The organism is Flavobacterium sp. LHD-85 (assembly GCF_030929595.1).
Taxonomy (GTDB): Bacteria; Bacteroidota; Bacteroidia; order Flavobacteriales; family Flavobacteriaceae; genus Flavobacterium.
Map to the genome: position 1 here is coordinate 165,641 of NZ_JAVFVR010000016.1, position 25,594 is coordinate 191,234.

At 33.4% G+C, this 25,594-nt stretch carries 28 protein-coding genes; 9 read left to right on the forward strand and 19 right to left on the reverse strand.

Going from position 1 to position 25,594, the window contains the following annotated elements:
• Positions 1-21 precede the first annotated feature (21 nt).
• From RB618_RS20780 to RB618_RS20820, 9 genes are all read right to left on the reverse strand, one after another.
• Positions 22-1,080: a nucleoid-associated protein gene (locus RB618_RS20780; protein ID WP_035647713.1), complete on the reverse strand. Its 1,059-nt coding sequence runs from the start codon at positions 1,078-1,080 to the stop codon at positions 22-24.
• 43 nt (positions 1,081-1,123) lie between these two features.
• Positions 1,124-1,483, reverse strand: a complete 360-nt coding sequence (locus tag RB618_RS20785) for a four helix bundle protein (RefSeq protein ID WP_111426596.1) — start codon at positions 1,481-1,483, stop codon at positions 1,124-1,126.
• Between the two features lie 112 nt (positions 1,484-1,595).
• Positions 1,596-2,138: a hypothetical protein gene (locus RB618_RS20790; RefSeq protein ID WP_308070547.1), complete on the reverse strand. Its 543-nt coding sequence runs from the start codon at positions 2,136-2,138 to the stop codon at positions 1,596-1,598.
• 211 nt (positions 2,139-2,349) lie between these two features.
• Positions 2,350-2,949 carry an HPP family protein gene (locus tag RB618_RS20795; RefSeq protein WP_111378298.1) on the reverse strand — a complete coding sequence of 200 codons (600 nt, stop codon included), beginning with the start codon at positions 2,947-2,949 and terminating at the stop codon, positions 2,350-2,352.
• A 99-nt stretch (positions 2,950-3,048) separates the two neighbouring features.
• Entirely contained in the window at positions 3,049-4,332 is a 1,284-nt protein-coding gene (locus tag RB618_RS20800) for a chloride channel protein (protein WP_308070548.1), read from the reverse strand.
• Between the two features lie 381 nt (positions 4,333-4,713).
• Complete coding sequence (locus tag RB618_RS20805) at positions 4,714-5,103, reverse strand: VOC family protein (RefSeq protein ID WP_111378296.1); 390 nt, start codon at positions 5,101-5,103, stop codon at positions 4,714-4,716.
• On the reverse strand, positions 5,103-5,678 hold the full coding sequence (locus RB618_RS20810; protein WP_308070550.1) for a sugar O-acetyltransferase: 576 nt from the start codon (positions 5,676-5,678) through the stop codon (positions 5,103-5,105). The genes RB618_RS20805 and RB618_RS20810 overlap by 1 nt, the downstream gene beginning before the upstream one ends.
• 3 nt (positions 5,679-5,681) lie before the next feature.
• Complete coding sequence (locus tag RB618_RS20815) at positions 5,682-6,140, reverse strand: YciI family protein (protein WP_308070552.1); 459 nt, start codon at positions 6,138-6,140, stop codon at positions 5,682-5,684.
• A gap of 12 nt (positions 6,141-6,152) precedes the next feature.
• A complete protein-coding gene (locus RB618_RS20820) occupies positions 6,153-6,611 on the reverse strand; it encodes a DinB family protein (RefSeq protein ID WP_308070553.1) in 459 nt (152 codons plus the stop codon).
• Positions 6,612-6,752: 141 nt separating this feature from the next.
• Between RB618_RS20820 and RB618_RS20825 the strand changes: the two genes are divergently transcribed.
• From RB618_RS20825 to RB618_RS20860, 8 genes are all read left to right on the forward strand, one after another.
• Positions 6,753-8,918, forward strand: coding sequence for a TonB-dependent receptor (locus tag RB618_RS20825; protein ID WP_308070554.1), 2,166 nt, complete (start codon positions 6,753-6,755; stop codon positions 8,916-8,918).
• Positions 8,919-9,292: 374 nt separating this feature from the next.
• Positions 9,293-9,913: a hypothetical protein gene (locus tag RB618_RS20830; protein ID WP_308070555.1), complete on the forward strand. Its 621-nt coding sequence runs from the start codon at positions 9,293-9,295 to the stop codon at positions 9,911-9,913.
• Between the two features lie 20 nt (positions 9,914-9,933).
• Positions 9,934-11,271: a 2TM domain-containing protein gene (locus RB618_RS20835; RefSeq protein ID WP_308070588.1), complete on the forward strand. Its 1,338-nt coding sequence runs from the start codon at positions 9,934-9,936 to the stop codon at positions 11,269-11,271.
• Positions 11,271-11,594: a 2TM domain-containing protein gene (locus RB618_RS20840; protein WP_308070556.1), complete on the forward strand. Its 324-nt coding sequence runs from the start codon at positions 11,271-11,273 to the stop codon at positions 11,592-11,594. The genes RB618_RS20835 and RB618_RS20840 overlap by 1 nt, the downstream gene beginning before the upstream one ends.
• The gene (locus RB618_RS20845) at positions 11,575-11,904 is read left to right on the forward strand and encodes a 2TM domain-containing protein (RefSeq protein WP_308070557.1); all 330 of its coding nucleotides are present in this window, start codon (positions 11,575-11,577) and stop codon (positions 11,902-11,904) included. The genes RB618_RS20840 and RB618_RS20845 overlap by 20 nt, the downstream gene beginning before the upstream one ends.
• The gene (locus tag RB618_RS20850) at positions 11,895-12,212 is read left to right on the forward strand and encodes a 2TM domain-containing protein (protein ID WP_374121151.1); all 318 of its coding nucleotides are present in this window, start codon (positions 11,895-11,897) and stop codon (positions 12,210-12,212) included. The genes RB618_RS20845 and RB618_RS20850 overlap by 10 nt, the downstream gene beginning before the upstream one ends.
• A gap of 13 nt (positions 12,213-12,225) precedes the next feature.
• On the forward strand, positions 12,226-12,606 hold the full coding sequence (locus RB618_RS20855) for a 2TM domain-containing protein (RefSeq protein ID WP_308070559.1): 381 nt from the start codon (positions 12,226-12,228) through the stop codon (positions 12,604-12,606).
• Positions 12,607-12,646: 40 nt separating this feature from the next.
• The gene (locus RB618_RS20860) at positions 12,647-13,414 is read left to right on the forward strand and encodes a LytTR family DNA-binding domain-containing protein (protein WP_111378283.1); all 768 of its coding nucleotides are present in this window, start codon (positions 12,647-12,649) and stop codon (positions 13,412-13,414) included.
• A gap of 340 nt (positions 13,415-13,754) precedes the next feature.
• Here the strand turns inward: RB618_RS20860 and RB618_RS20865 are convergent, their stop codons facing one another.
• Both RB618_RS20865 and RB618_RS20870 read right to left on the reverse strand, forming a co-directional pair.
• The gene (locus tag RB618_RS20865; RefSeq protein WP_308070560.1) at positions 13,755-14,780 is read right to left on the reverse strand and encodes a COX15/CtaA family protein; all 1,026 of its coding nucleotides are present in this window, start codon (positions 14,778-14,780) and stop codon (positions 13,755-13,757) included.
• Positions 14,781-14,795: 15 nt separating this feature from the next.
• A complete protein-coding gene (locus RB618_RS20870; RefSeq protein WP_308070561.1) occupies positions 14,796-16,286 on the reverse strand; it encodes an HD domain-containing protein in 1,491 nt (496 codons plus the stop codon).
• 443 nt (positions 16,287-16,729) lie between these two features.
• On the opposite strand from RB618_RS20870, the gene yaaA reads away from it, so the two are divergent.
• On the forward strand, positions 16,730-17,488 hold the full coding sequence (gene yaaA / locus RB618_RS20875) for a peroxide stress protein YaaA (RefSeq protein WP_308070563.1): 759 nt from the start codon (positions 16,730-16,732) through the stop codon (positions 17,486-17,488).
• A 156-nt stretch (positions 17,489-17,644) separates the two neighbouring features.
• Here the strand turns inward: yaaA and RB618_RS20880 are convergent, their stop codons facing one another.
• The 8 genes from RB618_RS20880 to trpB form a co-directional block, all read right to left on the reverse strand.
• Positions 17,645-19,231: an MDR family MFS transporter gene (locus tag RB618_RS20880; RefSeq protein ID WP_308070564.1), complete on the reverse strand. Its 1,587-nt coding sequence runs from the start codon at positions 19,229-19,231 to the stop codon at positions 17,645-17,647.
• 5 nt (positions 19,232-19,236) lie between these two features.
• Positions 19,237-20,316 (reverse strand): HlyD family secretion protein, encoded by a 1,080-nt coding sequence (locus RB618_RS20885; RefSeq protein WP_308070565.1) that lies wholly within the window; start codon positions 20,314-20,316, stop codon positions 19,237-19,239.
• A 12-nt stretch (positions 20,317-20,328) separates the two neighbouring features.
• Positions 20,329-21,648, reverse strand: coding sequence for a TolC family protein (locus RB618_RS20890; RefSeq protein WP_308070566.1), 1,320 nt, complete (start codon positions 21,646-21,648; stop codon positions 20,329-20,331).
• Positions 21,638-22,267, reverse strand: a complete 630-nt coding sequence (locus tag RB618_RS20895; protein ID WP_008468234.1) for a TetR/AcrR family transcriptional regulator — start codon at positions 22,265-22,267, stop codon at positions 21,638-21,640. Before RB618_RS20895 ends, RB618_RS20890 begins: the two co-directional genes overlap by 11 nt.
• A gap of 175 nt (positions 22,268-22,442) precedes the next feature.
• Complete coding sequence (locus RB618_RS20900) at positions 22,443-23,156, reverse strand: hypothetical protein (RefSeq protein WP_308070568.1); 714 nt, start codon at positions 23,154-23,156, stop codon at positions 22,443-22,445.
• Positions 23,157-23,175: 19 nt separating this feature from the next.
• Positions 23,176-23,937, reverse strand: a complete 762-nt coding sequence (trpA, locus tag RB618_RS20905; protein WP_308070569.1) for a tryptophan synthase subunit alpha — start codon at positions 23,935-23,937, stop codon at positions 23,176-23,178.
• 93 nt (positions 23,938-24,030) lie between these two features.
• Positions 24,031-24,351, reverse strand: a complete 321-nt coding sequence (locus RB618_RS20910) for a gamma-glutamylcyclotransferase family protein (RefSeq protein ID WP_111426573.1) — start codon at positions 24,349-24,351, stop codon at positions 24,031-24,033.
• 56 nt (positions 24,352-24,407) lie between these two features.
• Positions 24,408-25,589 carry a tryptophan synthase subunit beta gene (gene trpB / locus RB618_RS20915; RefSeq protein WP_308070570.1) on the reverse strand — a complete coding sequence of 394 codons (1,182 nt, stop codon included), beginning with the start codon at positions 25,587-25,589 and terminating at the stop codon, positions 24,408-24,410.
• Positions 25,590-25,594: the final 5 nt, after the last annotated feature.

Here is a 25,594-nt window from a genome sequence, read left to right on the forward strand (position 1 = left end):
GTAATAGAAAATGAAAACTTCTTAGCTTTTCTCTTCTTTGTTGAAGTAAACTAAGTAGTAATACATTTGTTTTTCTTCATCCCAGCCTTTTTCAACAAATTTTTCTGCACTTTCAGGGTTGATAAAATCCATTTTAATCTGAATGTGCGTATCCAAATTAATTACGTTTTTAATCGATTTTCTAGCGTCAGAAACTGCTGCGTTGGCAATAGGGAATGAGGTTACATCTTCGATGCTGTATTTTTCTCCTTTATCAACTTTATAGTTTTTAAATTCAGGGATCAAATCAGGATTGTCTAGTACTTCATTCAAGAAATTCTGCTCTTCAAACTGATCGTTTTTAGCGAAATAATTCACAGATCGGTTCATAAACATTACTTCCTCTTTCTTGTCTTCGGCTGGCAAAACCACGTCTTTTGCGAAGTTTTGACAGAACTTTAAATATTTTTTTGTGATGAAATTTTCATCTTCAAAAGCATCAACAGATAAAAAGTGCTCTAACCAGTAACGTGCATCATAACGGTTGCTGTCTACAGTAAGAATTTTGTATCCTTCTTCTTTTTTGTAGTTGAAAATCAAACATCCTTTATCCAATTTACTCAAGTTAATTCCTTGCTGTAAAATCATTTCAAGGTTGCTTCCGTTTTCTTCAAATTGTAAAAAGTCTGCCTGTAACTCACTTTTAAAAATACCAATGGCATCAACTACATTATTATCAATGCTTAAGTTGGTCAAATAAGTTACGTAAACCTCTCCATTTTTAATGTGCGGGTGATTTGACTGCTCAAATAAATGCTTTGTGATGTTTTTAGAAACCTCATGAACATTTGACGGATTAGCAAAAATCTCAGTTGCATATTTAAACATGTCGTTGTAATCCAAGTCCACTTCGTGTGCAAACTGATAATAGTTTTCTTCTTTTTCTCTAAAAGGCTTAAAAAAGAATTCTTTTATCAAAGGAACAATCTCGTCATTTAAATTAAACGGCTGCTCCGATAAAAAAATCGCTTCGTTACGGCTTTTGTTTCCTACGCGGTGTATTGACAGCGTGTCGATGTGGGTGTTGAATAAATTTATCATTTATTTTTAGGTTTAGAGGTACAGAGGTTCAAAGGGACAAAGGTTATTTTCTGTCTTTTATTCTTCGAATAAAAGAACTTAACATTCGTTCTAATTCTCTGCTTTCTCCATTTATTTTACTGAATTGGTACTCGGTTATATATTTTAGATTGAATGAAATTTCAAGCTGAGTCTGCATTTCAAATAATGATGATATTGAAATATTTAAAAATCTCAAATAATCACTATTTCCATCTCTGCCATATCCTTCCGCAATATTACTTGGTATTGATATTGAACATCTTCTGATTTGTGAAGATAGTCCATAAATTTCTTCTTTTGGAAATGAATTTGTTAATTGGTAAATTTCAGTTACCAGATTCATAGATTTTTGCCAGATTAAAAGGTCGCGAAAAGTTTTCATTTTATATTTTAAGAATTAAAATATAAAAATAAAGAAAAATATTACATTTAAAATCGTTAGATTTTAAGAAAACCTCTGAACCTTTGTACCTATGCCTCTTTGAACCTCAAAACTAGTTCCAATTCTCCTCAAATCCATAATCTTCGAAGCTGTCATCGCCTTCGAACATGTCAAGATCGTCTTCGTCTAGGTCGTCTTCAAATTCTCCGTAGATATCATTGTGCATGTCATCGGCTTCGAAGTTTTTTTCGTGAGCTTCGTCTGGCATTTCACCGTGAGAAAATAAAGTTTCTGGGTAAGTAGCTCCAACAGCTTCATCTTCGATTGCAGCCAATTCAACTAAGAAAGTCCACATGCTGATGAAATCGTAAACGTAGATAATCTTTGTATTTTCTTTATCTAAAATACTAGATAACGGATAATCGTTCATGGTTCTTATTTCGCCAGGAACATCTCCTGTGTCAAAAAGCGGAATTTCATCTTCTTGATTCCATGTATCATCACAAGTATAAAATGAAGCCACTTCTGATCCGTCAAAGCCAAAAGCATTGAAGATTGCATTGTGTAAATCCTCAAGTGTATCTTCCTCAAGAATAGCAATGTCTCTAAAAATATCTTCTTCGGCGTCTAGAATAACTCTAAATTTATAAACCATAATCTTTGTTTTTATTGAGAGGTCAAAGGTAAAATATAAAAAACGAAATACGAATTACGAATCGTGATTTGTTGAAAAGATTTTAATCTTTTGATTTGCTGTGTTATAATTGTTTTGCAATCCTGAGAGGTTTTCAAAACCTCGTAGGTCTTATTAATGCTGAAGTTTATACCTACAAGGTTTTGAAAACCTTGCAGGAGAAGAAAGAAAACTATTTTCTCGCCAGTCTTTTTCTAATTTTATGATAATGTTTGTGGTAAGTACTATGACTTGGATAGCTTCTGCTTGAAGTCATATTATTAAAAACCAAGGCCGTTAAAAGTAAAATCATAACTCCTGTGAAAACTGGAGAAAGAACATACATATAACCAAGTGCTTTTACTTTTTCTGTTCCGATAACTGCGATTAAAGCTGTCGCTCCTCCTGGCGGATGAAGCGTTTTGGTAATCTGCATTAGAATAATGGCGATTGAAACCGCTAAAGGCGCGGCAATCCACATAATATCGGGAACCAGTTTATTGACTGTAACTCCAACAAGAGCCGAAATTACGTGTCCGCCGACTAAATTTCGTGGCTGAGAAAACGGACTCTGGATAATTCCGTAAACCAATACGCTCGAAGCTCCGAAAGAACCGATTAAATAAACCGCATCAGGACCAGAAAAATGTATGGATTGAACGTAAGCCAAAATTCCGATTCCAATAAATGAACCTAAAAATGACCAAAAATGTTCTTTGTAGTCTATTAAAGTTTCTTTGTAAAGAATGTAACGTGTTTTGCGATAGCTTCTTTTTATTTTTTCAGTGGGCATAGTATGTGGTATTATTTTGCTCGTTATGTTTTTAAATATACTTTGCGGTATGTTATCAGACTTTATTGCTTTGTGAATCTGTAGCTTGTCGGTTTGGGGTTATTTAATTAAGCTTGGGGAATAACTGTATACGGTGTATGGATAAATTGTTTTTGCAGTGTATTTTGAAATTAAACAAACTACAAGAATTGGGAAAAACAAAGTATAATCGTTTGTTAATCCGCAAACTAAAAATATTGCTGTAAAAGGTGCATGAATGCTGGCGCTTAAAACAGCAGCCATTCCTATAATCATAAAGTTAACCGGAATTACATTTACATGGAAAAAGCTGTTTAAGATAGAAGCCAGCAATAATCCCAAAAATGCTCCAATAAATAAACTTGGCGCAAAAACACCGCCGTCACCGCCAGAAGCCAACGTAATTGAAGTTACAATTGGTTTTAAAATTAAAATTCCGATGAAAGTCAGCGCTAAAGTAATAGTCAATTGAGCTTGATGCACATTTCCGAAAATTCCTTTAATGGCATGATAGCCTTCTCCGTACAATTGCGGAAAAAAGAATAATGAAAGGCTTAAAACAGCAGATCCTAAAATGATTTTGTAATAATGCGTATCGATTTTTCCAAATTGAGATTTGAAGAATAAAACGCAACGTGTCAGATAAACCGAATTCATTCCCGCTAAAATTCCTAAAAGAATAAAGTACGGAATCGCTTTTAAATTCCAAGTTGTGATTGAAACTGCAAATAATGGTTCTTCTTTTAAAATGGTCAGCAAACCAAATGCGATAGAAACGGCAATTAAATTTGAAATGATAAAGGCTCGCGTTACTTTTCTAGAAATGACTTCGAAAGCAAATAAAACTCCCGCAATCGGACTGCTGAAAAGTGCAGTAACACCGGCAGCTACTCCCGCGCAGATTAATTCTGTTTTGTATTGGCGGAAAACATTTTCTTTTTCGTGTGCAACAGAACCAATAGTTGCTGTGGCGACAACAGTAGAAACTTCGATTCCTGTTGAACCTCCAAAAATAACCGTTAATAATCCGTTTATGAAATGTGATGGAATTTTATAAGAAGGCAGATTTTTAGATTTTGATGCTGTACTTTCAAAAACTTCTTTGATTCCTTTGTTTTCTTTTTTCTTAAAAAGATATTGTCTTAGGAAATAAATTACCGACAAACCAAAAACTGGAAATATGATGTAAAATATAGGATGGACCGATACTTCGTGAAAGAAGATTTCTTCGTAATATTCGGTTATTTTTTTAAGTGAAATTCCGAGAAAGGCAGAAAGGAAGCCAATTAAGATAGAAACAATAACTAATTTTCGGAGTTTGATAAATTGATGATTTTTTTTGATTTGCGCCCTTTTGTTCATCATTATAAGTTTGAGAATTCCGCATTTTTTTTCTGCGGATTACAAAATTAAGCATCAAATTCGGTTTTTTCTAGGAAATATTCATTTTAGTGTGTTAAAATAGATATAAACAGGAAAATTCTTTCGAAGTTTGTTTTTGCCACAAAGTCGCTAAGACACAAAGTTTTTTAAGTTTTCTTCTACAGTGAATTGAATTGCCTTCAGCTTTAGCTGGAGGTATAAAATTTGAAAAAGTAAAAGGCTTTAGCCAAACTTTGTAGATTTGGCTAAAGCCTCTTCAGTATGAGTCTTGTGATCATCCAGCTAAAGCTGGACGCAATTCATTCTTCAATCTTTAAAAATTTAAAAAAACTTTGTGTCTTAGCGCCTTTGCGGCAAAAAAAACTAACGCTCATAAAACTCAATCGGCAATAAATCTGGATCTGCAATAAAAGTGAAACGTTTTTCGGTCGTTTCATCAATTCTAATGGGTTCTGATTCTATATTTTTTGAGTTTAAAAAAGCAATCGTTTCTTCCAGATTAATGACTTCAAAAGCCAAATGTCTTAAACCAACCGCTTCAGGTCTTGAAGGTCTTTGCGGCGGATTTGGAAAGGAGAATAATTCGACAACATAAGAGCCATTCAAAGCTAAATCCAATTTATACGATTGGCGTTCTTCACGGTAAATTTCACGAATAATGGTTAAACCTAAAATCTGAGTGTAGAAATATTTCGATTTTTCGTAATCGGAACATAAAATGGCAATATGGTGAACTTTATTAAGGGTAAGCATTATTTTTTGGATTCAGGTTCTTGATTTAATTTTCGAATTACTTTTGCTGGATTTCCCACAGCAAGCGAATTGTCGGGAATATCTTTTGTAACAACAGATCCAGCGCCAATAACACAGCCTTTTCCGATGGTTACGCCAGGACAGATAACAGAGTTTCCGCCAATCCAGCAATCGTCTCCAATTGTAACTGGATATGCATTTTCTAATGTTTTTCTTAATTCAGCGTCAAGCGGATGTGAAGCGGTATAAATCTGAACATTTGGCGCAATAAACACATTCGATCCGATTGTTACAGGCGCACAGTCCAAAACCACACAGTTCACATTAAAATAAACATTTTCTCCAGCAAAAATATTGTACCCGTAATCACAATGAAAAGGAGGTTCAATATATAAACCAGCTCCAGCATTTGGAATTAATTCTTTTAAAATCTCTTTTGCTTTTTTGGTAACTCTGTATTCTTTTACATTTAAAGAGTGCAAAAGATTTTTTGCGGCACGACGGCCTTTTACCAATTCAGGATCAAAGGGGTTGTAATATTCGCCCGAGATCATTTTTTCTTTTTCTGTTTTCATATTTTACATTTTCGTCTTGGCAATTTTGTCGTGTATTTTTACAGTTTCCTGCAAAGCGGCGGTGCAATACCAAGGCGTTAATTCGGCTTCGAGTAAATTGGCTTTTATTGCCGGATCGGTAGCAACTAGAACTTTGGCTTCTTCTATGGTTTCAACATTAAAAATATAAATGCCACGATAATTTCGATCATTTTTCATGAAAGGTCCTGCAACAACCAGTTTTCCTTCTTTGGCCAATTTGCCAATATTTTCCATGTGGCCTGCAAAAAGTTTTTTGGTTTCTTCTTTAGAAGCTGTTGTATTACTTCCAGATTTTAAAAGACAAAAAACATATTTCTTCATTCCGTATTCGTCGGCGTGAAGTGATTTGGCTAGAGCTTCATCATATTTAACTTCGGTTTCTTGCGAAAAGCCGATTGCACTCATTATAAAAAAAACAAAAAATAAAAGTGACTTTTTCATGATTATGAGTTTTTAAAGTAGTTTCTTCAAAATAACAATCTGTCCCAAATGATAAACATCATGCTGGATAATTCCATGAATGTGTTCGTAGTAGGTATGACCATTATTAACATAAATCTTCGCTAAATCTTCGTCATTAAAACTTTCAAAAAAAGCATTCCAAGAATCTTGAGATTTTGCTAAGGTTTGAAGCGATTGTTCCCAAGCAGCTTCTGAAGGATCTAAAACAGGTACAAAATAGTTGTGATCTGGCGTAATGATTACTTCTCCCTGCATACGTTCGAGGATATTTCTTCTCCATTGAATCAAATGATTCACAATTTCCCAGATTGTATTTAGCTTTGGGTTTATTTTTCTGTAAGCCTGCTCGGCAGTAACATTTTTTAAAGTATTGTCTAAATTAACTTCAAGCCAAGGATTTCCGTTATAAATAGACTGATATAGATTTGAAATTCTTTTACATTCTGACATAAAATGATGATTTTGGTTTTCCTAGCTAAGATACAAATTAGTATTTTACAACTCATCCTCGAAAATCTACAATTGGGTTATTATATATTTTTTAACATGAATTGTTAAAATACATTTGCTTCATCAAAAACCAAAGATGACATGAAAACCAAATTATTTTTTACAATAAGCTTTTTATTTTTTACAGCTTTAATTTTTGCTCAAAATACTATTTCTGGAAAAGTACTTGACCCAAAAGGAAAACCTGTTGCTGGCGCTAATATTTATATTGACGGAACTTACGACGGAGCAACAAGTTCTGAAACTGGAGATTTTTCTTTTGAAACTACTGAAACTGGAAATAAATTTTTAGTGGTAAGTTTTTTACTTTTCGAAACTTACAAGCAAGAAATAGATGTTGCCAATTATAAAAAGCAAACGGTAAAATTAACCGAGAATATTAATAATTTGGATGCCGTTATTATTACAGCTGGAACTATGGAATCTGGTGAGAAATCGAGAGTTTCTGTTTTGAAACCGCTGGATATTGTAACTACGGCAGGTTCTGCAGGAAATATTGTGGCAGCTTTGCAGACTTTACCAGGAACACAAACCGTAGGCGAAGATGGACGTTTGTTTGTGCGTGGTGGTGAAGCCAGCGAAACACAGACTTTTGTTGACGGAATTCGTGTTGCACAGCCTTATGGAGCAACTACAAATAACTTGCCTACAAGAAGCCGTTTTTCTCCTTTTTTGTTTAGCGGAATCGCATTTTCTACTGGAGGTTATTCTGCAGAATATGGCGAAGCTTTATCGAGTGTGTTGCTTTTAAATACACAAGACGAAGAGGATCATGATAAAACAGATATTGGACTTATGACGGTTGGTTTGAGTTTGGGAAATACACAGAAATTCAAAAAAAGTTCTCTTAGTGTAAATATGATGTATGTGAATTTAGCACCTTATCAGGCTGTTATTCCGCAAAATGTAGATTGGAATAATCCGTATCAATCGCTTGGAGGAGAGACAGTTTATAGATACAACTTCACAAACGGAATATTTAAGCTGTATGCTTCTTTTGATTCTGAAAAATTTGACTTGAATCAGAAAAATGTCAATTTCGAGAATCCGATTCGAACAGATATGAATAATAATAACTTCTATTTGAATTCATCTTACAAAGGAAGTTTTGGAACGGGTTGGCAGATTACTTCTGGAGTGAGTTACGGTTACAGTAAAAATAAACTGAAATATGATATTACAGGAATTGACAGTCAAGAAAATGCAGCGCAGCTGAAACTGAAATTAAGCAAGAAATTTTCGAACTTTTTTAAATTGTCTTTCGGAAGCGATTATTTCATTACAAAATATGATGAAAATATAGCTGATAATATTGCTCTTGATGTTACAAATGGATACGATTCAAACATTTTTGCAGCTTATACAGAAGGAGATATTTTATTTTCTAAAAAACTAGCTTTAAAAGTTGGTCTGAGATATTCAAACAACAGTTTATTAAACGAAAACAATATTGCGCCAAGAGCTTCATTAGGATATAAAGCTTCAAAAAACAGTCAGTTCTCGTTTGCTTATGGAGATTATTCTCAAACCCCAGTTGTAGATTACATTAAATTTTCTAAATACCATCAGTTTGAAAGCGAAAAAGCAAGACATTATATTTTTAATTACACGTTTACAAGAATAGGTCAAACACTTAGAGCAGAGGCTTATTACAAAGATTACAGTAATTTGGTGCAGTACGATACGAGAGATATTCAATACAACTCGGTTTTCGACAACAACGGATCTGGTTACGCAAAAGGATTCGATTTATTTTGGAGAGACAGCAATTTGCACAAAAATCTAGAATATTGGATTTCATATTCTTATATCGATTCAGAAAGACAGTATAAAAACTTTCCAAAAATGGCAACGCCAAGTTTTATTGCCAATCATAACTTATCTGTTGTAGCAAAATATTTTATTACAGACTGGAAATCTCAGGTGAGTTTAACAAATAGTTTCAGCACAGGACGTCCGTATAACGATCCAAATCAGACGCAGTTTATGAACGGGAAAACAAAATCGTACAATAGTTTAAGTTTTAGCTGGGCTTATTTATTAACGACACAAAAAATCCTTTATTTCTCAGTTTCAAATGTTTTAGGAACTCAAAATATTTTCGGATACGATTATGCAAAAAATCCAGATGCAAGCGGAGTATATCAAAGGCAAGCCGTAGTACCAACAGCAGACAGATTCTTCTTTGTAGGTTTCTTTTGGACTATCAGCCAGAATAAGAGTGAGAATCAATTGAAAAACCTTTAAAAAAGAGGCAAAGAGGCAAAGGCTCAAAGGGACAAAGTCTTTGGGAATAAATAGAGGAAAACCTCTGAACCTTTGTGCCTTTGAACCTCTGTCCCTCAAGAAAAAACAATTCAGTAACCAAAATCAACAACTCAGTATCATTTAATTTTAAAAGAGTAAAAACCGATATACTTTTGAAGTGTAAATTAAAAGGAACAAAGAAACAAAGCGACAAAGGATCAAAGTTTTTTGAATATTAGTAATGACAAAACCAAACCTCTGAACCTTTGCAACTCTGAACCTTTGAACCTTAAAAAAAAAGAGTTTTAATCATCAATAAAAAAAACTTAGAACCTTAGCAACTCAGAACCTTAGAAACTTAAAAAAAAGAAATCATGACCAAAATTATCACAGTTATTACGTTATTTATTTGCAGTCTATTATCTGCTCAAACACAATTTGAACAAGGAATGAACAAAGCATTCGGACTTTGGAAAGAAGGAAAAAATACAGAAGCTTCCGCTTTATTTGAAAGAATTGCTGCGGCAGAAAAAAATAGCTATTTGCCTAATTATTATGTTGCTATGATCAACGCAACCGCTGTTTTTACAGAAAAAGACAAAGCAAAAATCGATTTGTTATTGACAAAAGCGCAAGATGCATTAGATATTGAATTAATAAAAGACCAAGCCAATTCAGAATTGTATGTAATGCAAGCCTTAATTTATACAGGATATGTTGTTGCTGACCCAATGACAAACGGAATGAAATATTCTGCAAAAGTAATGGAAGCTTACGCAAAAGCTAAAGCATTGGATCCAAATAATCCAAGAGCAGTTTTTGGTGAAGCAGATTATCAAATAGGAGGAGCAAAATGGACAGGCGTTGACACTAAACCTTTGTGTGCACAAGTTGATAAATCTATTGAACTTTTTAATACTTTTAAACCAGCAACGCCTTATTCTCCAAAATGGGGATTAGAACGAGCTTTAGAAATTCAAAAAACTTGTAAATAATTCAGTAGTTTATAAACATGATGATATTAAAACCTAATTTGTTAAAAGCATGCTTAGTTGGAGGAATAGTATTTTTGTTCTCTTTCCTAATTCGGTTTGCCTCTTTAGGAACAGCAGTCTTTAACAAGAATCTCTACATTTATTTCTTGTACTGCATGCTTTACAGTGTGGTTTTGTATATCGTAAACGTTGTTCTTTTTGATTTTTTAGATAGAGTTTTCAAAGAAAATCCATATTCGCTAAAGAGAATTTTAATTGGTTTTGCAAGTTCTTTTTTAATATCGATGATCGTAATTTTAGTATTGCGTTTGTTTACAAGTGTAATAATCGAGAATAAAACCATTATTGGTTTTCTTGCCAATGAAAAAGCAGAAAATTATATCGAATCTGCGGTAATGACATTTATTGTTCTACTGTTTTTTCACGGACTTAATTTTTATAAACTCTATCAGGAAAACAAAGTAACACAACAAAAAATTATTGCGGGAACAGCAAATGCTAAATTTGAAAGCTTAAAAAATCAGATCGACCCGCATTTTCTTTTTAACAGCTTAAATGTTCTTAGTTCTTTAATAGAAGAAAATCCAGATAATGCACAGCGTTTTACGACTTCATTGTCTAAAATTTACCGATATGTTTTAGAACAGAAAGACAAAGAATTGGTTTCAGTTGAAGACGAATTGTCGTTTGCAAAAACCTATATGAATCTTCTGAAAATGCGTTTCGAAAATAGTTTGTTTTACGAATTGCCAACAGAAAACATCAATCCAGAAGCTAAAGTGGTGCCGCTTTCGTTACAGCTTTTACTAGAGAATACGGTAAAGCATAATGTGGTAAGTGAGCAAAAACCGCTTCATATTAGAATTTTTATTGATAAAGATTATCTGGCCATTCAGAATGATCTTCAGAAAAAAGAAGTTTTGCAGGATAGGCAAGGTGTCGGACTGCAGAATATTGTAAATAGATACGGAATTATAACAGATAGAAAAGTGAAGATTGAGGAAGATGGAAAGAATTTCACCGTTAGAATTCCAATTTTAACAAAACAAATTGCCGTTATGGAAATGAGTGCAGAATATACCGATGAAGCAAAAGCTTATTATAGAGCTAAAAAAAGAGTAGAAGAACTGAAAGGATTTTATGGAAATATAATTTCATATTGCTGTGTAATTCCGTTTTTGATCTTTATTAATTTAAAATTTTCGCCAGGATTTCAATGGTTTTGGTTTTCGGCTTTAGGCTGGGGATTTGGAGTTGCGATGCATGCTTTTAAAGTTTTTGGATACAGCTCAGATTGGGAAGAAAGAAAAATTCGCGAGATTTTAGAGAAAGATAACAACCAAAAAACGTGGAAATAATGGAAAAAGATTTCACTGAAGCAGATCGTTATTATGATGCTCAGAAAAAAGTGAAAGAAATTAGGGCGTTTTATGAGCATTTGACCGTATATGCTCTTTGCAACCCGATTGTGATTGTTGTAAATTATATGACTTCTCCAGAATACCTGTGGTGGATATGGTCTGTGATGGGCTGGGGAATTGCGATTGTTTTGCACGGATTGAAAGTTTTTAGTCTGCCGCCTTTCTTCAATAAGAAATGGGAAGAGAAAAAAATAAGAGAAATTCTAGAAAAAGAAAATCAGCAACGTTTAGAAAATAGTCATGGAAACAGATTGGAATAGCGATCAGGAAGAAACCATTTTGAAAGATTTGGCAACCAAAAAAGTGATTCAGTTGAAATCTTTTTATAAACATTTGTTTGTTTATGCCATTGCAATGGTTCTTTTTCTTTTAAAAGAATATACCAATTTGCCACTGCAATTTTTTCCAATTAGATATTTAAATTGGGTCATTGTAATTATTTGGTCGGCTGTTGTAGTTGGCTCTGCAATTGATTTGTTTGCTTCGTACAAGATTTTTGGGCAAGAATGGGAAGAACGAAAATTAAGAAGCATTTTAGAAAAAAAATATAAAAAACAAAAATGGGAGTAGTTATGGAAAGGAATTTAAGCGACGAGGAAAAATATATCCAAGCCAAAAAAAAGGTTGAAAACATTAAAGGATTTTACGGAAATCTTGTGGCATACATATTAGTAAATGCAATTTTGATTTTTATCAATTTATATACATCACCAAGCTATTTATGGTTTTTTTGGCCTTTAATGTGGTGGGGAGTAGGAGTTGTTTTTCACGGATTAAAAGTCTTTGAAGTTTTTCCAGGAATGGGTAAGGAATGGGAAGAAAGAAAAATCAAAGAGTTCATGGAGAAGGAAAAACAGAATAAAAACAAGTGGAAATAATCAAAATATAGTTATGGGACGTTTTAGAAGACATATGTACGAAGATTACACAAGACAGCATTTTGGAGAGTATACAGACGATCCAAATTACAATGCAGCTTATAGAAGAGTAAAAAAACTGAAAGGATTTTACTCGCACGTCAAAGTCTACATTATTGTAAATATCATTATCATCGTATCGAGTTTAGCCCGAGATAATTTTAATGAAGGAATGGATTTTAGTGGTTTGACGGAATGGCACACGTATTCTACTGCATTTTTTTGGGGAATTGGTTTACTGGCTCACGGATTATCTGTTTTTGGCACTGATTGGTTTTTTGGCTCAGATTGGGAGAAAAGAAAAATCCAAAAATACATGGAAAGAGATGCCGCAAATAAAAATAAATGGGAGTAACTTTGACTTCATAATTTTTTCAAATTTCACATTATAGTAAATGATCACATTAATTATAGAAGACGAAAAACCAGCGGCGAGATTGCTGCAAAGAAAACTTGAAAAGTTAGACGTAACTGTAGAAACCATGCTTCACTCTGTTGAAGAATCGGTTCATTGGTTTGAAAATAATCCGCATCCAGATTTGATTTTTTTGGATATTCAGTTGTCAGATGGTTTATCTTTTGAGATTTTTGAAAAAATAGATATCAAAAGCGCTATTATTTTTACAACAGCTTACGATGAGTATGCTTTAAAAGCTTTCAAATTAAACAGCATTGACTATCTTCTAAAACCTATTGATGAAGATGATTTGGAAACAGCTGTTTCAAAATTCAAATCACGTCTTCCAAAAGTTGCAGCAGAATCTTCAAATATGCAATTGGATTTTGAGCAAATTCGTCAAATGTTATCTAATCCATTTGAAAAAACATATAAAAAGAGATTTACAGTTAAAATTGGACAACATTTAAAAGTAATAACTACAGAAGAAATTGAATGTTTTTTTAGTGAAAATAAGGGAACTTATATTCATACCTACGACAATCGTGATTATTTGATCGATTCAACTTTAGAAATCTTAGAGCAAGAACTAGATAAAAAGGATTTCTTTCGCGTAAGCAGAAAATTTATTGTTCCGCTAAAAGCAATCAAAGAAATTCAAGTTTATACCAATTCGAGATTAAAAGTTATTTTACCAAGCTACAAAGATGATGAGGTAATTGTAAGCCGAGAAAAAGTGCAGGATTTTAAAGCTTGGTTAGGATAAAATTCAAATAAAATATAGAAATTCATTAGATTTTAATTCATTTGATTAAAATTGAAACGATAAAATGGGCTGTCTCAAAAGACAGCCTTTTTTTGTAAGCTTCAGAGAAGCGAAATATTTATAGCGAAAGATAAATGTTAACACCATAAGCTCCAGGGGAACGGCATATTTTTGTAAAGTTTATTTATATGTCTCTCCTCCGGAGCTCTTTTTAATTTGTCTTAATGTAATTCTATAAATATTTCACCCCGCTGGGGTTTTGCATATAAGATAATATTCCTTCTAAAAAAGAAGCTGTCCTTTTGAGACAGCTTCTTTTATGTTTTAATAAATTTCGATTTTATTTACTTAATCGGTGTAAAGTATACGTCATCGCGCTCAAAAGGAAAAACGCCATAATTTGGTGAATTAATCCTAAAGCCAATGGCACGCTATACAATAAAGTGAAAACGCCCAATAAAAACTGAATGAAAACAAAAACAACTAAAGTTTTGATTCCGTTTGCTTGAGTATGTGTAAGTGTATATTTTTTGCTTTTGAAGAAAAGGAAAAGAATAATCGCAACTACAACATAGGCAAAAGTTCTGTGTACAAACTGAACACCGCTTTTTCCTTCAATTAAATTCTTTATTAAAGTAGACTGTTCAATAAAAACCGATTCGTGAACAAATTCTCCGTCGCTCATTAAAGGCCAGTGATTGTGAATCAATCCAGCGTTTAATCCTGCTACAAATCCGCCGTAAATAATTTGGATTAATAATGCAACTAAAGCATAACGCGCAATATTTCTTAAAGGTAAAATCTTGTTGATGTTTCTTTCTGGATAGATCAAATCTAGTGCAACCCAAAGTGTATATGCAAATGTGATAAAAGCAAAAGTTAAGTGTAATGAAAGTCTAAAATGGCTTACATCTGGATTGTCAATTAATCCGCTTCTTACCATGAACCATCCTAAAAATCCTTGGAAAGCTCCCATTGCCAGAAGAACGATACATTTTTTAATGGTTGGAGTGTCTAATTTCTTTTTGGCTAAAAAGTAAACAAATGGCACAAAGAAAACCAAACCAATAATACGGCCAATAAAACGGTGAAACCATTCCCAGAAATAAATGAATTTATAATCGGCTAACTGAAAATCGTTGTGAATATTGATTTTCTGATATTCAGGAAATTTTTTGTATTCGTCAAAAGCGGCTTGCCATTTTGCTTCTGTTAAAGGTGGGAAGGTATCAGTTACCAAGTGCCAGTCGGTCATAGATAAACCTGAATTGGTCAAACGCGTGATACCGCCAACAACGACCATTAAAAACAATAAAACACAGCCCGATAGTAACCAAATGATTACTGATTTATTCTCTTTTTTCATTTTATTAAATAATACTTATTTCTCAACTTTTTTTAAGCCTAATTTCTCAGCTCTTTTAATCACAAAATCATAAGCCGCCTGATATTCATTTGGAATATCACCTTCCAGAATGGCTTCCTTAACAGCTTCTTTCAAAATTCCGATTTCTCGTGAAGGTTTCAAATCGAAGATTTCCATAATTTCTTCGCCTGTAATTGGTGGCTGAAAATTACGTACGTGATCGCGTTCTTCAACCTCTACAATCTTCTTACGTACGAGCTCGAAATTTTTATGATATTTCTTGAATTTTGACGGGTTTTTGGTTGTGATATCCGCTTCGCACAACGTCATTAGGTTTTCTACATCTTCGCCAGCATCAAAAACCAAACGACGAACCGCGCTGTCAGTGACAATATCTTGCGCCAAAACAATTGGACGCGAACTCATAATAACCATTTTTTGAACAAATTTCATTTTATGGTTCAATGGCATGTGCAAACGTTCGAAGATTTTTTTTGCCATTTTTCCCCCTAGAAATTCATGTCCGTGAAAAGTCCAACCTTGTTTTTTCGTGAAACGTTTCGTTGGTGCTTTTCCAATATCATGTAGTAATGCCGACCAGCGAAGCCAAACATCGTCTGTGTTTGGACAAATATTATCGACAACTTCCAGTGTATGATAAAAATTGTTTTTATGCGTATGACCTTCAATTTCTTCTACCTGATTTAAAGCTGTTAATTCAGGTAAGATTAAATCTAAAAGTCCGGTTTTGTATAAAAGTAAAAATCCTGTAGAAGGTTTATCGGTCATGAGAATTTTGTTTAACTCATCAACGATTCTTTCGCCAGAAATAATTTTAATGCGATCTGCATTTTTTGTGATCGCATTCAAAGAATTTTCTTCAATCTCGAAATTCAATTGATTTGCAAAACGAATCGCACGAAGCATTCGCAAAGGATCATCAGAATAGGTGATGTCTGGATCCAAAGGCGTTTTGATTGTTTTGTTTTCTAAATCGGTTAATCCGTCAAAAGGATCTAAAAGATCTCCGAAATTAGTTGAATTTAATGATAAAGCCAATGCGTTGATTGTAAAATCACGACGATTTTGATCATCTTGTAAAGTTCCGTTTTCTACAATCGGATTTCGGCTGTCACGAGTATAAGATTCTTTTCGGGCGCCAACAAATTCAATATCCGTATCTTCAAAACGAAGCATTGCGGTTCCGTACGTTTTAAAAACTTGAACTTTTGGTTTGTTCGGAAGTAAATCTGAAACTTTAAGAGCCAACTCGATGCCGCTTCCAACCGCAACAACATCAATGTCTTTTTTAGAACCTCGGTTTAAAAGCAAATCACGAACAAATCCTCCTATCACATAAGAGTCAACTTTTAGTTCCTGAGAAGCTTTCGAAATGATATCGAAGATTTTGTTTTGTAAAGCAGTTTTATAGTTTGTTTGTATCGCCACGAATTCACTAATTTTTGAATAAAAGCATTTTTTAATTTTAGTAGAAATAAAATGCATGCAAATTTACAACATAGAAAATGCCTATTATAATCTAGAGCTCACTTTTTTGAAGAAATTAATAGTTTTTGATGTTGATTTTTATGAATTGAGAAAGGGATGTCACGAATTACACAAATTTTCACGAATTTATTTTTTTTGCCACAGATTACAGGATTAAAAGGATTAAAAAATCTGTGTAAATTTTACTCTATTGTAGATAAAAATGATTTACCACAAATTACACAAATTTTCACAAATTGATTTTCAATTCTGCTGTAGATTACAGAATAAAAATAGGTGAAAAATGTATGTAAATCTTTTAATCTATGGGAAAGAACCTAAAAGAATAATTTGTGTAATTTGTGGTTGAAAAACATTTATGTAACAATAAAACAAATCAATTAAGATAATCAATTTTTAAAATTTCAATTTGTATTTTTGAAACATAGAAAAAAGCACACATGAAAATTGTTATATCTCCAGCGAAATCACTGAATTTCGAAAAAGAATTACCAACATCTCAATATACTGAACCTTCATTCTTAAAAGAAGCAAGAGTGGTTCATAAAGTAGTAAAAACAAAAAAGCCAGCTGAATTATCAGAATTAATGTCTATCTCAGACAAACTAGCCGATTTAAACTGGAAACGTAATCAGGATTGGAAAACTCCTTTCACTCCAGAAAATGCCCGTCCGGCAGTTTATACTTTCGATGGTGATGTTTATACAGGTTTAGACGCTTATACCATTCCATTGGAAAAATTGGATGTTTTGCAAGATAAACTTAGAATTTTATCTGGCCTTTATGGACTTTTGAAACCATTAGATTTAATGCAGGCGTATCGTTTGGAAATGGGAACTAAAATGCCAGTTGGTGAATCTAAAAACCTTCACGAATTCTGGAAACCTACAGTGACTAAAGCTTTAAACAAAGAATTGAAAAAAGATGAATTATTCGTGAATCTTGCGAGTAACGAATACTTTTCGGCAGTTGATGTAAAAGCTTTAAAAGTTCCTGTTATTACTCCAGACTTTAAAGATTATAAAGACGGAAAATTAAAAATGATCAGTTTCTTTGCCAAAAAGGCGAGAGGTATGATGGTGCGTTATATTATTGATACTAATGCAGAAACTATTGATGACTTAAAAGGTTTTAATTATGAAGGATATCAGTTTGATGCCAATCTTTCTAAAGGAAATCATTTGGTTTTTACAAGGTAACTTTTAAGGTGCTGAGGTTCTAAGATTCTAAGGGACTAAGTTTTTTAGCATAAAGCTTATAAACTGAAAACTGTTACTGAAAACTGTGACTAAAAAATAAACGCCGAATTCTAAATGATGAATTCGGCGTTTCTGCGTATTATAAATCTATTATTATTAATGCATTGCGTCGGCTGCACTAATTTTGTTCTTCCCTTTTTTGATAAAGAGAATAATCGGTATGCAACATAAAAACATAATTCCTAGATAAAGGAAAATATCCATATAAGCCATTACAGTGCTTTGCTTCATGACTGACATTTCGATAGCTTGATACGCTTTTTTCAAAGCAACATCTGCGCTATATCCTTTTGCCATGAAGGCGTGCTGCATTCCTGCAATACGCTGCTGAACATCAAATTTGGCAGGATCTAGGTTATTAATTAAATCTACTCTATGAGATTGACTAAAACGCGTGATGAAAGTGGTAATAATCGCGATACCAAAAGATCCGCCTAATTGGCGCATCATTCCGGTAAAAGCTGCTCCCTCACCAATTTGTTTTCCTTTTAATGTTGAAAGAGAAAGTGTTGTAATAGGAACGAAAAGTAATCCTAAACCAATTCCTCTCAAAATTAAAGGCCAATACATGTGCTCAACTCCAGTGTCTGGTGTCATTCGGCTATACATCATGAAGGTAAAGAAGAAGAAAATTAAAAAACCTACTCCAACCATATACCCTTGAGGAACACCTTTCTGAATCATATTACCCACAAATGGCATCATAATCGCCGTTGTAATAGATCCCGGAATCAATAATAATCCTGCATCTGTCGCTGTCCATCCTAAAATTGACTGCGTATAAATTGGGATAATTAAAGTTGAACCATATAAACCGAAACCAAGAATAAAACACATTATAGTTCCAATTCTTAAGTTTCCGTCTTTTAGAACGCTTAGGTTTACAATTGGATATTCATAGGTAAGCTCTCTCCAAATAAAAAGAACCAATCCTAGAACAGTAACAACACTCAAGGTTATAATTGTAGAATCATTAAACCAGTCATCTTGCTGTCCGTGTTCTAATACGAACTGTAAAGAACCGATAAAGGCAGTCAGCAATATAATTCCCCACCAGTCAACCTGATTGGCTTTTAATTTTTCTCCATATTTCGGACTTCTAACAAAAGTTAAAGCCAAAATAGTAGCGATAATTCCTAACGGAATATTGATATAGAAAATATATGGCCAAGAATAATTATCTACTAAATATCCTCCCAAAGGCGGACCAAGAGTTGGACCAACAATTACACCCATTCCGTAAATAGCCTGAGCCATTCCACGTTTTGCTACGGGATAACTTTCTGTAATAATCGTTTGGGCTGTTACCAGTAATGCTCCTCCACCCATACCTTGTACGAAACGGAAAGCTACTAGTTCCCAAATATTGGTGGCATTACCACACAAAAAAGAACAGACCGTAAATATTATAATGGAAGCCACAAAATAATTACGTCTTCCAAATTGCTGCGATAGCCAGCTCGTCATCGGAATTACAATAACATTCGCAATTGCATATGCTGTAATTACCCATGCCACATCGGTCAAGGTTGCACCAAGACTTCCGCGCATGTCTGTAAGCGCTACGTTTACAATCGTCGTATCAACAATTTCCAGCAGTGCACAAAGTACTGCTGTAATCGTAATGATAACGCGTCTGAAACCGTATTCTACTAAATCGTCGTCTTGTACTGCTGTTGCCATTTATTTTATTTCAAATGTACATCTACGTCAACGTTCATACCTGGTCTCAAAAGTTTTACTTTTTCAGGATCGTTAGATTCGTCTATGGTAATTTTTACTGGTAATCTCTGAATTGTTTTTACGAAGTTTCCTGTTGCGTTATCAGGAGGCAATAATGAAAAGCGAGATCCAGTTGCAGGAGAGAAAGAAGACACAGTCCCTTTAAACTCATAGTTTGGATATGCATCTACTTTTAAGCTTACTTTTTGTCCCACAACCATTTTGTTCAATTGTGTTTCTTTAAAGTTAGCTACAACCCAAGCTTCATTATTGTTGATGATGTAGAATAAAGATTGTCCTGGCTGAACCAATTGTCCTGGCTGAATATCAACTTTAGATACCTGACCGTCAATTGCAGCTGTAACTACAGTATAAGAAAGGTTTAAGTGTGCAACATCCAACATTGTTTTTGCTTTTTTGATGTTTGCGGCAGCAACTTCTGTCTGTTTATCAGAAACTTTAGATTTTGATTGAATAACCGATTTTTGGTAAGAAGTAGCTTTTTGCTGTTGTTCTAAAACACGCACTTGGTTTTCAGCTTCTTCTTTTGCAGTTAAAGCCTGCTCGTATTGCTGTTTTGTAATCGTATGTGTTTTGTACAAGTTGTTGTAGCGGTTATAATCATTTGTAAGCTGTCTCAATCTAATTTTTGCACTTTCGATAGAGCCAGTTGCAGATCTCATTTGAGCATCAGAAACAGAGATGCTTGCGTAAGCACTTCCAATATCTGCTTTAGCTGCTTCAAATTGCCCTTCAGCTCCCAATAATGCTGCATTAGCTTCATCAATTTTTAATTGATAATCTCTCTTATCGATAGTAAATAAAGTATCTCCTTTTTTTACATAATCATTATCTTTCACATAAACTTTGCTGATATATCCTGAAACTCTTGGGATAATCGGATTCATTTTTTTCTCAATCTGAGCATCATCTGTTTCTTCGTGAGCTTGGCCGTGTAAGTATTTAGATATTCCGTAAGTTCCGCCTCCTAAAATCAGAACTGCAAGTATGATGATGAATTTTTTATTTGTTTTTTTCTTTTCCATGAGAGCTATCGATTATATTTTAGAAAGATTGAATGATTGTGATAATTGTCCTGATACTGAAAGTAATTCGTAATATTTTTGAATAATGGTTGCTTTAGATAAAGCAGTTTGAATTTTGGCATTTAAATGCTCTACATCTGCTTCTACTAAATCATTAGTGTCAGATAAACCATTGTCAAATTTATCTTTTACTAATCTGTAGTTTTCTGCGGCTTGCTGTAATGCTTCTTCATAAACCACACTTTGATTGATTGCTAGGTCGTAATCTTCAATAGATTTTTGAACCTCTACTTTAATGCGGTCTGTCATAATTGCTTCGGTATTTTTTACTTCCAAAGCTCTGCTTTCTGCTTCTTTTACGTGAACATTATTTTTTAGAATTCCAGATAAATCATAAGATAATCCGATTCCAAAGTTCATCGCATATTTTACAGTTACAATGTCTTTAAGATCAAAAGCAGTATAACCGCCTAAAAGTGAAATTGAAGGATAGTATCCAGCTTTTGCAATTTTTACATTAGCTTCAGAAGCTTTGCTTTGCAATCTTATTGCTTCTAAATCTTTTCTGCTTTCAAGTGCAACAGCATCAGATGTTATAGAATTGCTTGTTTTAAGATTAAAGAAATCTTCTTCATTTACCTGAATTTTTACATTAGGATCTAATTTCAGCAAAGTAGTAAGATAGAAGTTGATATTATTGATGTTATTGTTAGCTTCATCAATAGATAATTGAGTTTTTGAAACTAATAATTGCGCTTTCAATAAATCATTTCTCGGAATAATTCCGTTTTTCTCCAACTCTGTAAAATCAGTAACACGCTGTTTTGCGCTTTTTTGATTTTCGTTTAAAACATCTAAAGTCTTTTGAGCCTTGTATAAGGCTGTGTAATAAGTGATTGCTTTTAATGCAACATCTTCTTTTGTTTTTTCAGCATTAGCAGTTTCTGCTTCGTACATTCCTTCATATGCATCAATGCTGTTTTGAATTTTAAATCCAGCAAAAATAGGAAGACTTAAATTTGCCATACCAAGCATTGCTCTGTCTGGAGAAGCTAATGAAGCACTTTCACCTTGATTAGGCATATCAATCGATGCTTTTGTAAGACGCTGATATTGACCAGAAACTTTAAGATCAGGGTATTGATTATTTTTTACGGTTTTTAACTCGTATTTTTTTGTGTTTACCTTAGTATTGGCAAGTGTAACTTCGTTACTCTTTTCCCAAGCCATTTGCACGGCCTCGCCCAAGGTTAAACTTGTTTTTTCTTGTGCTTCTACTGAAGATATTCCGATAAAGAAAACTCCAAAGAGCATTAATTGACTAATTTTCATAAACAAGTAGCGCTTTTATAGTTTGTTGAATGTGCTTTGTAAGATCGTTTTTAATGTAATTGTTAAACATTTCTTCGGTTTTTAGATCAAATAATTCTTCGAAGAAAGAGCGATTCATGTGAAAGTGAAAAAAGGTTCCAATAATCGTAGGCGTAATAAGTTGGATATTAACATCTTTTCTAAAAACTCCCTGGGCTTGACCTTGCTTGATAATGCTTTCAACCGATTTTAAATTTCCTTTTTTAAGTTCAGTAAAAGCTTGAAGGCTTTTTTCTCTCTTTTTGTTATAAAGTTCAAAATGTAAAACCCTGTAAATCCCTTTGTTAAGGCAAATTCTGTTGATGTAAATTTCGATTAATTTATTGACTTTTTCAAGAGGTTCTATGTCTTCTTGCAATAAATTTTCGAGTTGTAGTTTTAAATCAACGGTTTTGTGAAAAATAAGAGCTTCAAGTAGCCTTTCTTTTGAACCAAAATAATAAGAGACCATAGCAATGTTAATTTTGGCCTCTTTGGAGATATCCCGTATCGATGTACCCTCAAATCCTTTCTCAGAAAAAAGTCTTTCTGCAACATTAAGAATCTGAATTTTTTTATCGTTCAATTCGATGTGTGACATGGTATTGTTTCTAATCGGATGCAAAATTAAACACTTGTTTAATTTAAACGCTTGTTTAATTTTATTTTAACACAATATTAACATAAAGCGTTTTCGATAATTTATGTTAATTTGTTCTTTAATTAGTTAAAATAAAAAAGCCTGAAAACTCGAGTTTTCAGGCTTAATATTTTAATTAATCTTTAGGTAGTTTTACTTCTTTGAAAATTCCTATATTAGAAAATGAGCTAATTTTAGTTTTGTTTTTTGGTGTTAGATCATATCGTATATTAGAAATAATTTCATTTTTTTGCGATAGTTTTAAATCTTCAATTGATATTTCTGAAACAATATTTGAGGCTTTAGTCCTGATGAAAATATTTGTCTTTTTGAATTTTAAAATATCCAAATGTTCGGGTTCTAAACTCTTAATGTCATTTAAATTATAAAAGGAAATACTATCTCGAGATTCTTTAAATGTTTCAAATTGATATTCTTTGTAACCTTGACTTCTAAGTACAAAACCTTCATTTTGAAAAATTTTAGCTTTAATTTTAATTCCTTTTTCTTCACTATCCTTAATTTTTAAAGGTATAAAGATTTTGTTAGGAGTTATTTGATCATCAAGTTCTTCGCAGGTAACGCCAGAAATATTTTGTTTTGTCGGAATAGTTTCAAAATATTGAAAAGGTAATGATTCAACATTATTAATATCAAATACATTAGTTGAATCTAGAATAACATATCCAAATTTGTGTGAATCGCGTCCTCCCCAAGCGTCATATTTATAAATAACTTTAGAGGAATTTTCAATTTTTTGAACAAAAAGTTCTGAAATTTTCCAACTGAAATCACAACTCATATTTAAAAAGAGTGCTGTTATAAATAAGAAAATTTTAAAATATTTCATTAATTTTTTTAAAATCTATTTATCGAATCTCTCCAACAAATTCCTCAATTTTCCCACTTCCACTTTCACTCAAATGCTTGATAAAAGCACTTCCAATAATAGCACCTTTTGCGTATTTGGTTGCTTGATTAAAAGTTTCTTTGTTAGAAATTCCGAAACCTACAATTTGAGGATTTTTTAAATTCAGATTAGAGATTCTTTCAAAATAGCTTTCTTGAACATCACCAAAACCAGATTGAGATCCTGTTACGCTTGCAGAACTTACCATATAAATAAATCCGTTTGAAACGCTGTCGATAAAACGAATACGTTCGTCTGAAGTTTGAGGCGTAATTAAAAACACGTTTATTAATCCGTATTTTTCAAAAATCGTTTTGTATTCATCAGCATAAACATCAACAGGAAGGTCAGGAATAATTAAACCGTCAATTCCAATTTCAGCACATTTTTGGCAAAAAGCTTCAACTCCATATTGCAGCATCGGATTAAAATATCCCATAATAATCAACGGAATTTTTACGCTTTCGCGAATGTTTTTCAGCTGATCAAAAAGGATTTGAGTTGTCATTCCGTTATGAAGTGCTTGCGTAGAACTCGCTTGAATTGTCGGACCATCTGCCAAAGGATCACTAAAAGGAAGTCCGATTTCGATTAAATCAACTCCGTTTTTTTCTAAATCCTGAATAATCTGTACGGTATCATTTAAATTAGGATATCCGGCAGAAAAATAGATCGAAAGGATCTTTTTATCTTCTTGTAACTTTTGAGTTATTCTGTTCATTTTAATATATTTTTTTAACCTAAGAGGTTTTAGTAACTTTAGGTATTTCCTCGCTTTGGTTTTGTCTGTGCCGCTGCTAAGATTATTTTCTAATTATTTGTTTTCGGTATAAACCCAAGCAACTGTTCCAGATTTCAGTTTAACCTGAACTCTTCTGTACGAATTAGATTCAAATAAATCGACTTTTGCTAAATCTGCATTAGAAACATTAAAGACTACGCCATGTATATTTTCTTCTGCATTTTCACTTGCAATTGCTACCACATAATCTGCCATTCCAAATTCTTCTTCGATCTGTAAACTTTTTAGTTTATAACCCAAGAGCTGATCTGGAGTTCCAACTAATACTTTTTTAAAAATCTGCATTTGAACTTGTTTCGATCTTAATGTTCCGTATGAGAATAACTTTTCCATAATTATATTTTTCTCGTTAATAGTTGCGATTAGAGATGTGCAAATTAATACTTTTATTACAATTTAAAGTAATCAATGTAATTATCTAAATCTTTATCGCCACGTCCAGAAAGGCTGATTACAACAATATCTTCAGGCTTGAATTTCTTTTGATCCAAAACGGCAAATGCGTGAGCACTTTCTATAGCTGGAATAATTCCTTCTAATTTCGTAAGCTGTAAACCAGCATTCATAGCATCGTCATCGGTTACAGAGAAAAATTCTCCTCGTCCTGTTTGCGCTAAATGAGCGTGTAAAGGGCCAACTCCAGGATAATCTAATCCAGCTGAAATAGAATATGGTTCTGTAATTTGTCCGTCTGGTGTTTGCATTAAAAGCGTTTTACAGCCGTGAATAACACCAACTTTTCCTAGTTTGCTTGTTGCCGCACTATGGCCGCTATCAACTCCTTTTCCAGCTGCTTCAACCGCAATAATTCCAACTTCTGGCTCATGCAAAAAGTGATAGTATGTTCCAGCAGCATTACTTCCTCCACCAATACAAGCCACAACGTAATCAGGATTTTCGCGTCCTTCTTTTTCTTTCAATTGCCATTTGATTTCTTCTGAAATAATGCTCTGAAAACGCGTCACCATATCTGGATAAGGATGCGGTCCAATTGCAGATCCAATAATATAATGTGTATCTACAGGATTATTGATCCAATCGCGAATGGCTTCGTTTGTAGCATCTTTTAAAGTTCTTGAACCCGAAAGTGCCGGACGAACTTCTGCGCCTAACATTTTCATGCGCGCCACGTTTGGTGCTTGACGTGCGATGTCAATTTCGCCCATATAAACAATGCATTCAATTCCCATTAAAGCACAAACTGTTGCAGTTGCCACGCCATGCTGACCTGCTCCAGTTTCGGCAATAATTCTTTTTTTGCCCAGACGTTTTGCTAATAAAATCTGCCCGATTGTATTGTTTACTTTGTGCGCGCCGGTATGGTTTAAGTCTTCTCTTTTTAGATAAACTTTGGTGTTGTATTTTTCAGATAAACGTTTTGCAAAATACAACGGACTCGGGCGCCCAACGTAATCTTTTAGCAATTGGTTGAACTCTGCTTTAAAATCAGGTTCATCCATTATGCTTAAATATTTCTGGCGTAATTCTTCTACATTTGGATACAGCATTTCTGGAATGTAAGCTCCTCCAAATTCTCCGTAATATCCTTTTTTGTTAACGTTAAAACTCATTTTTT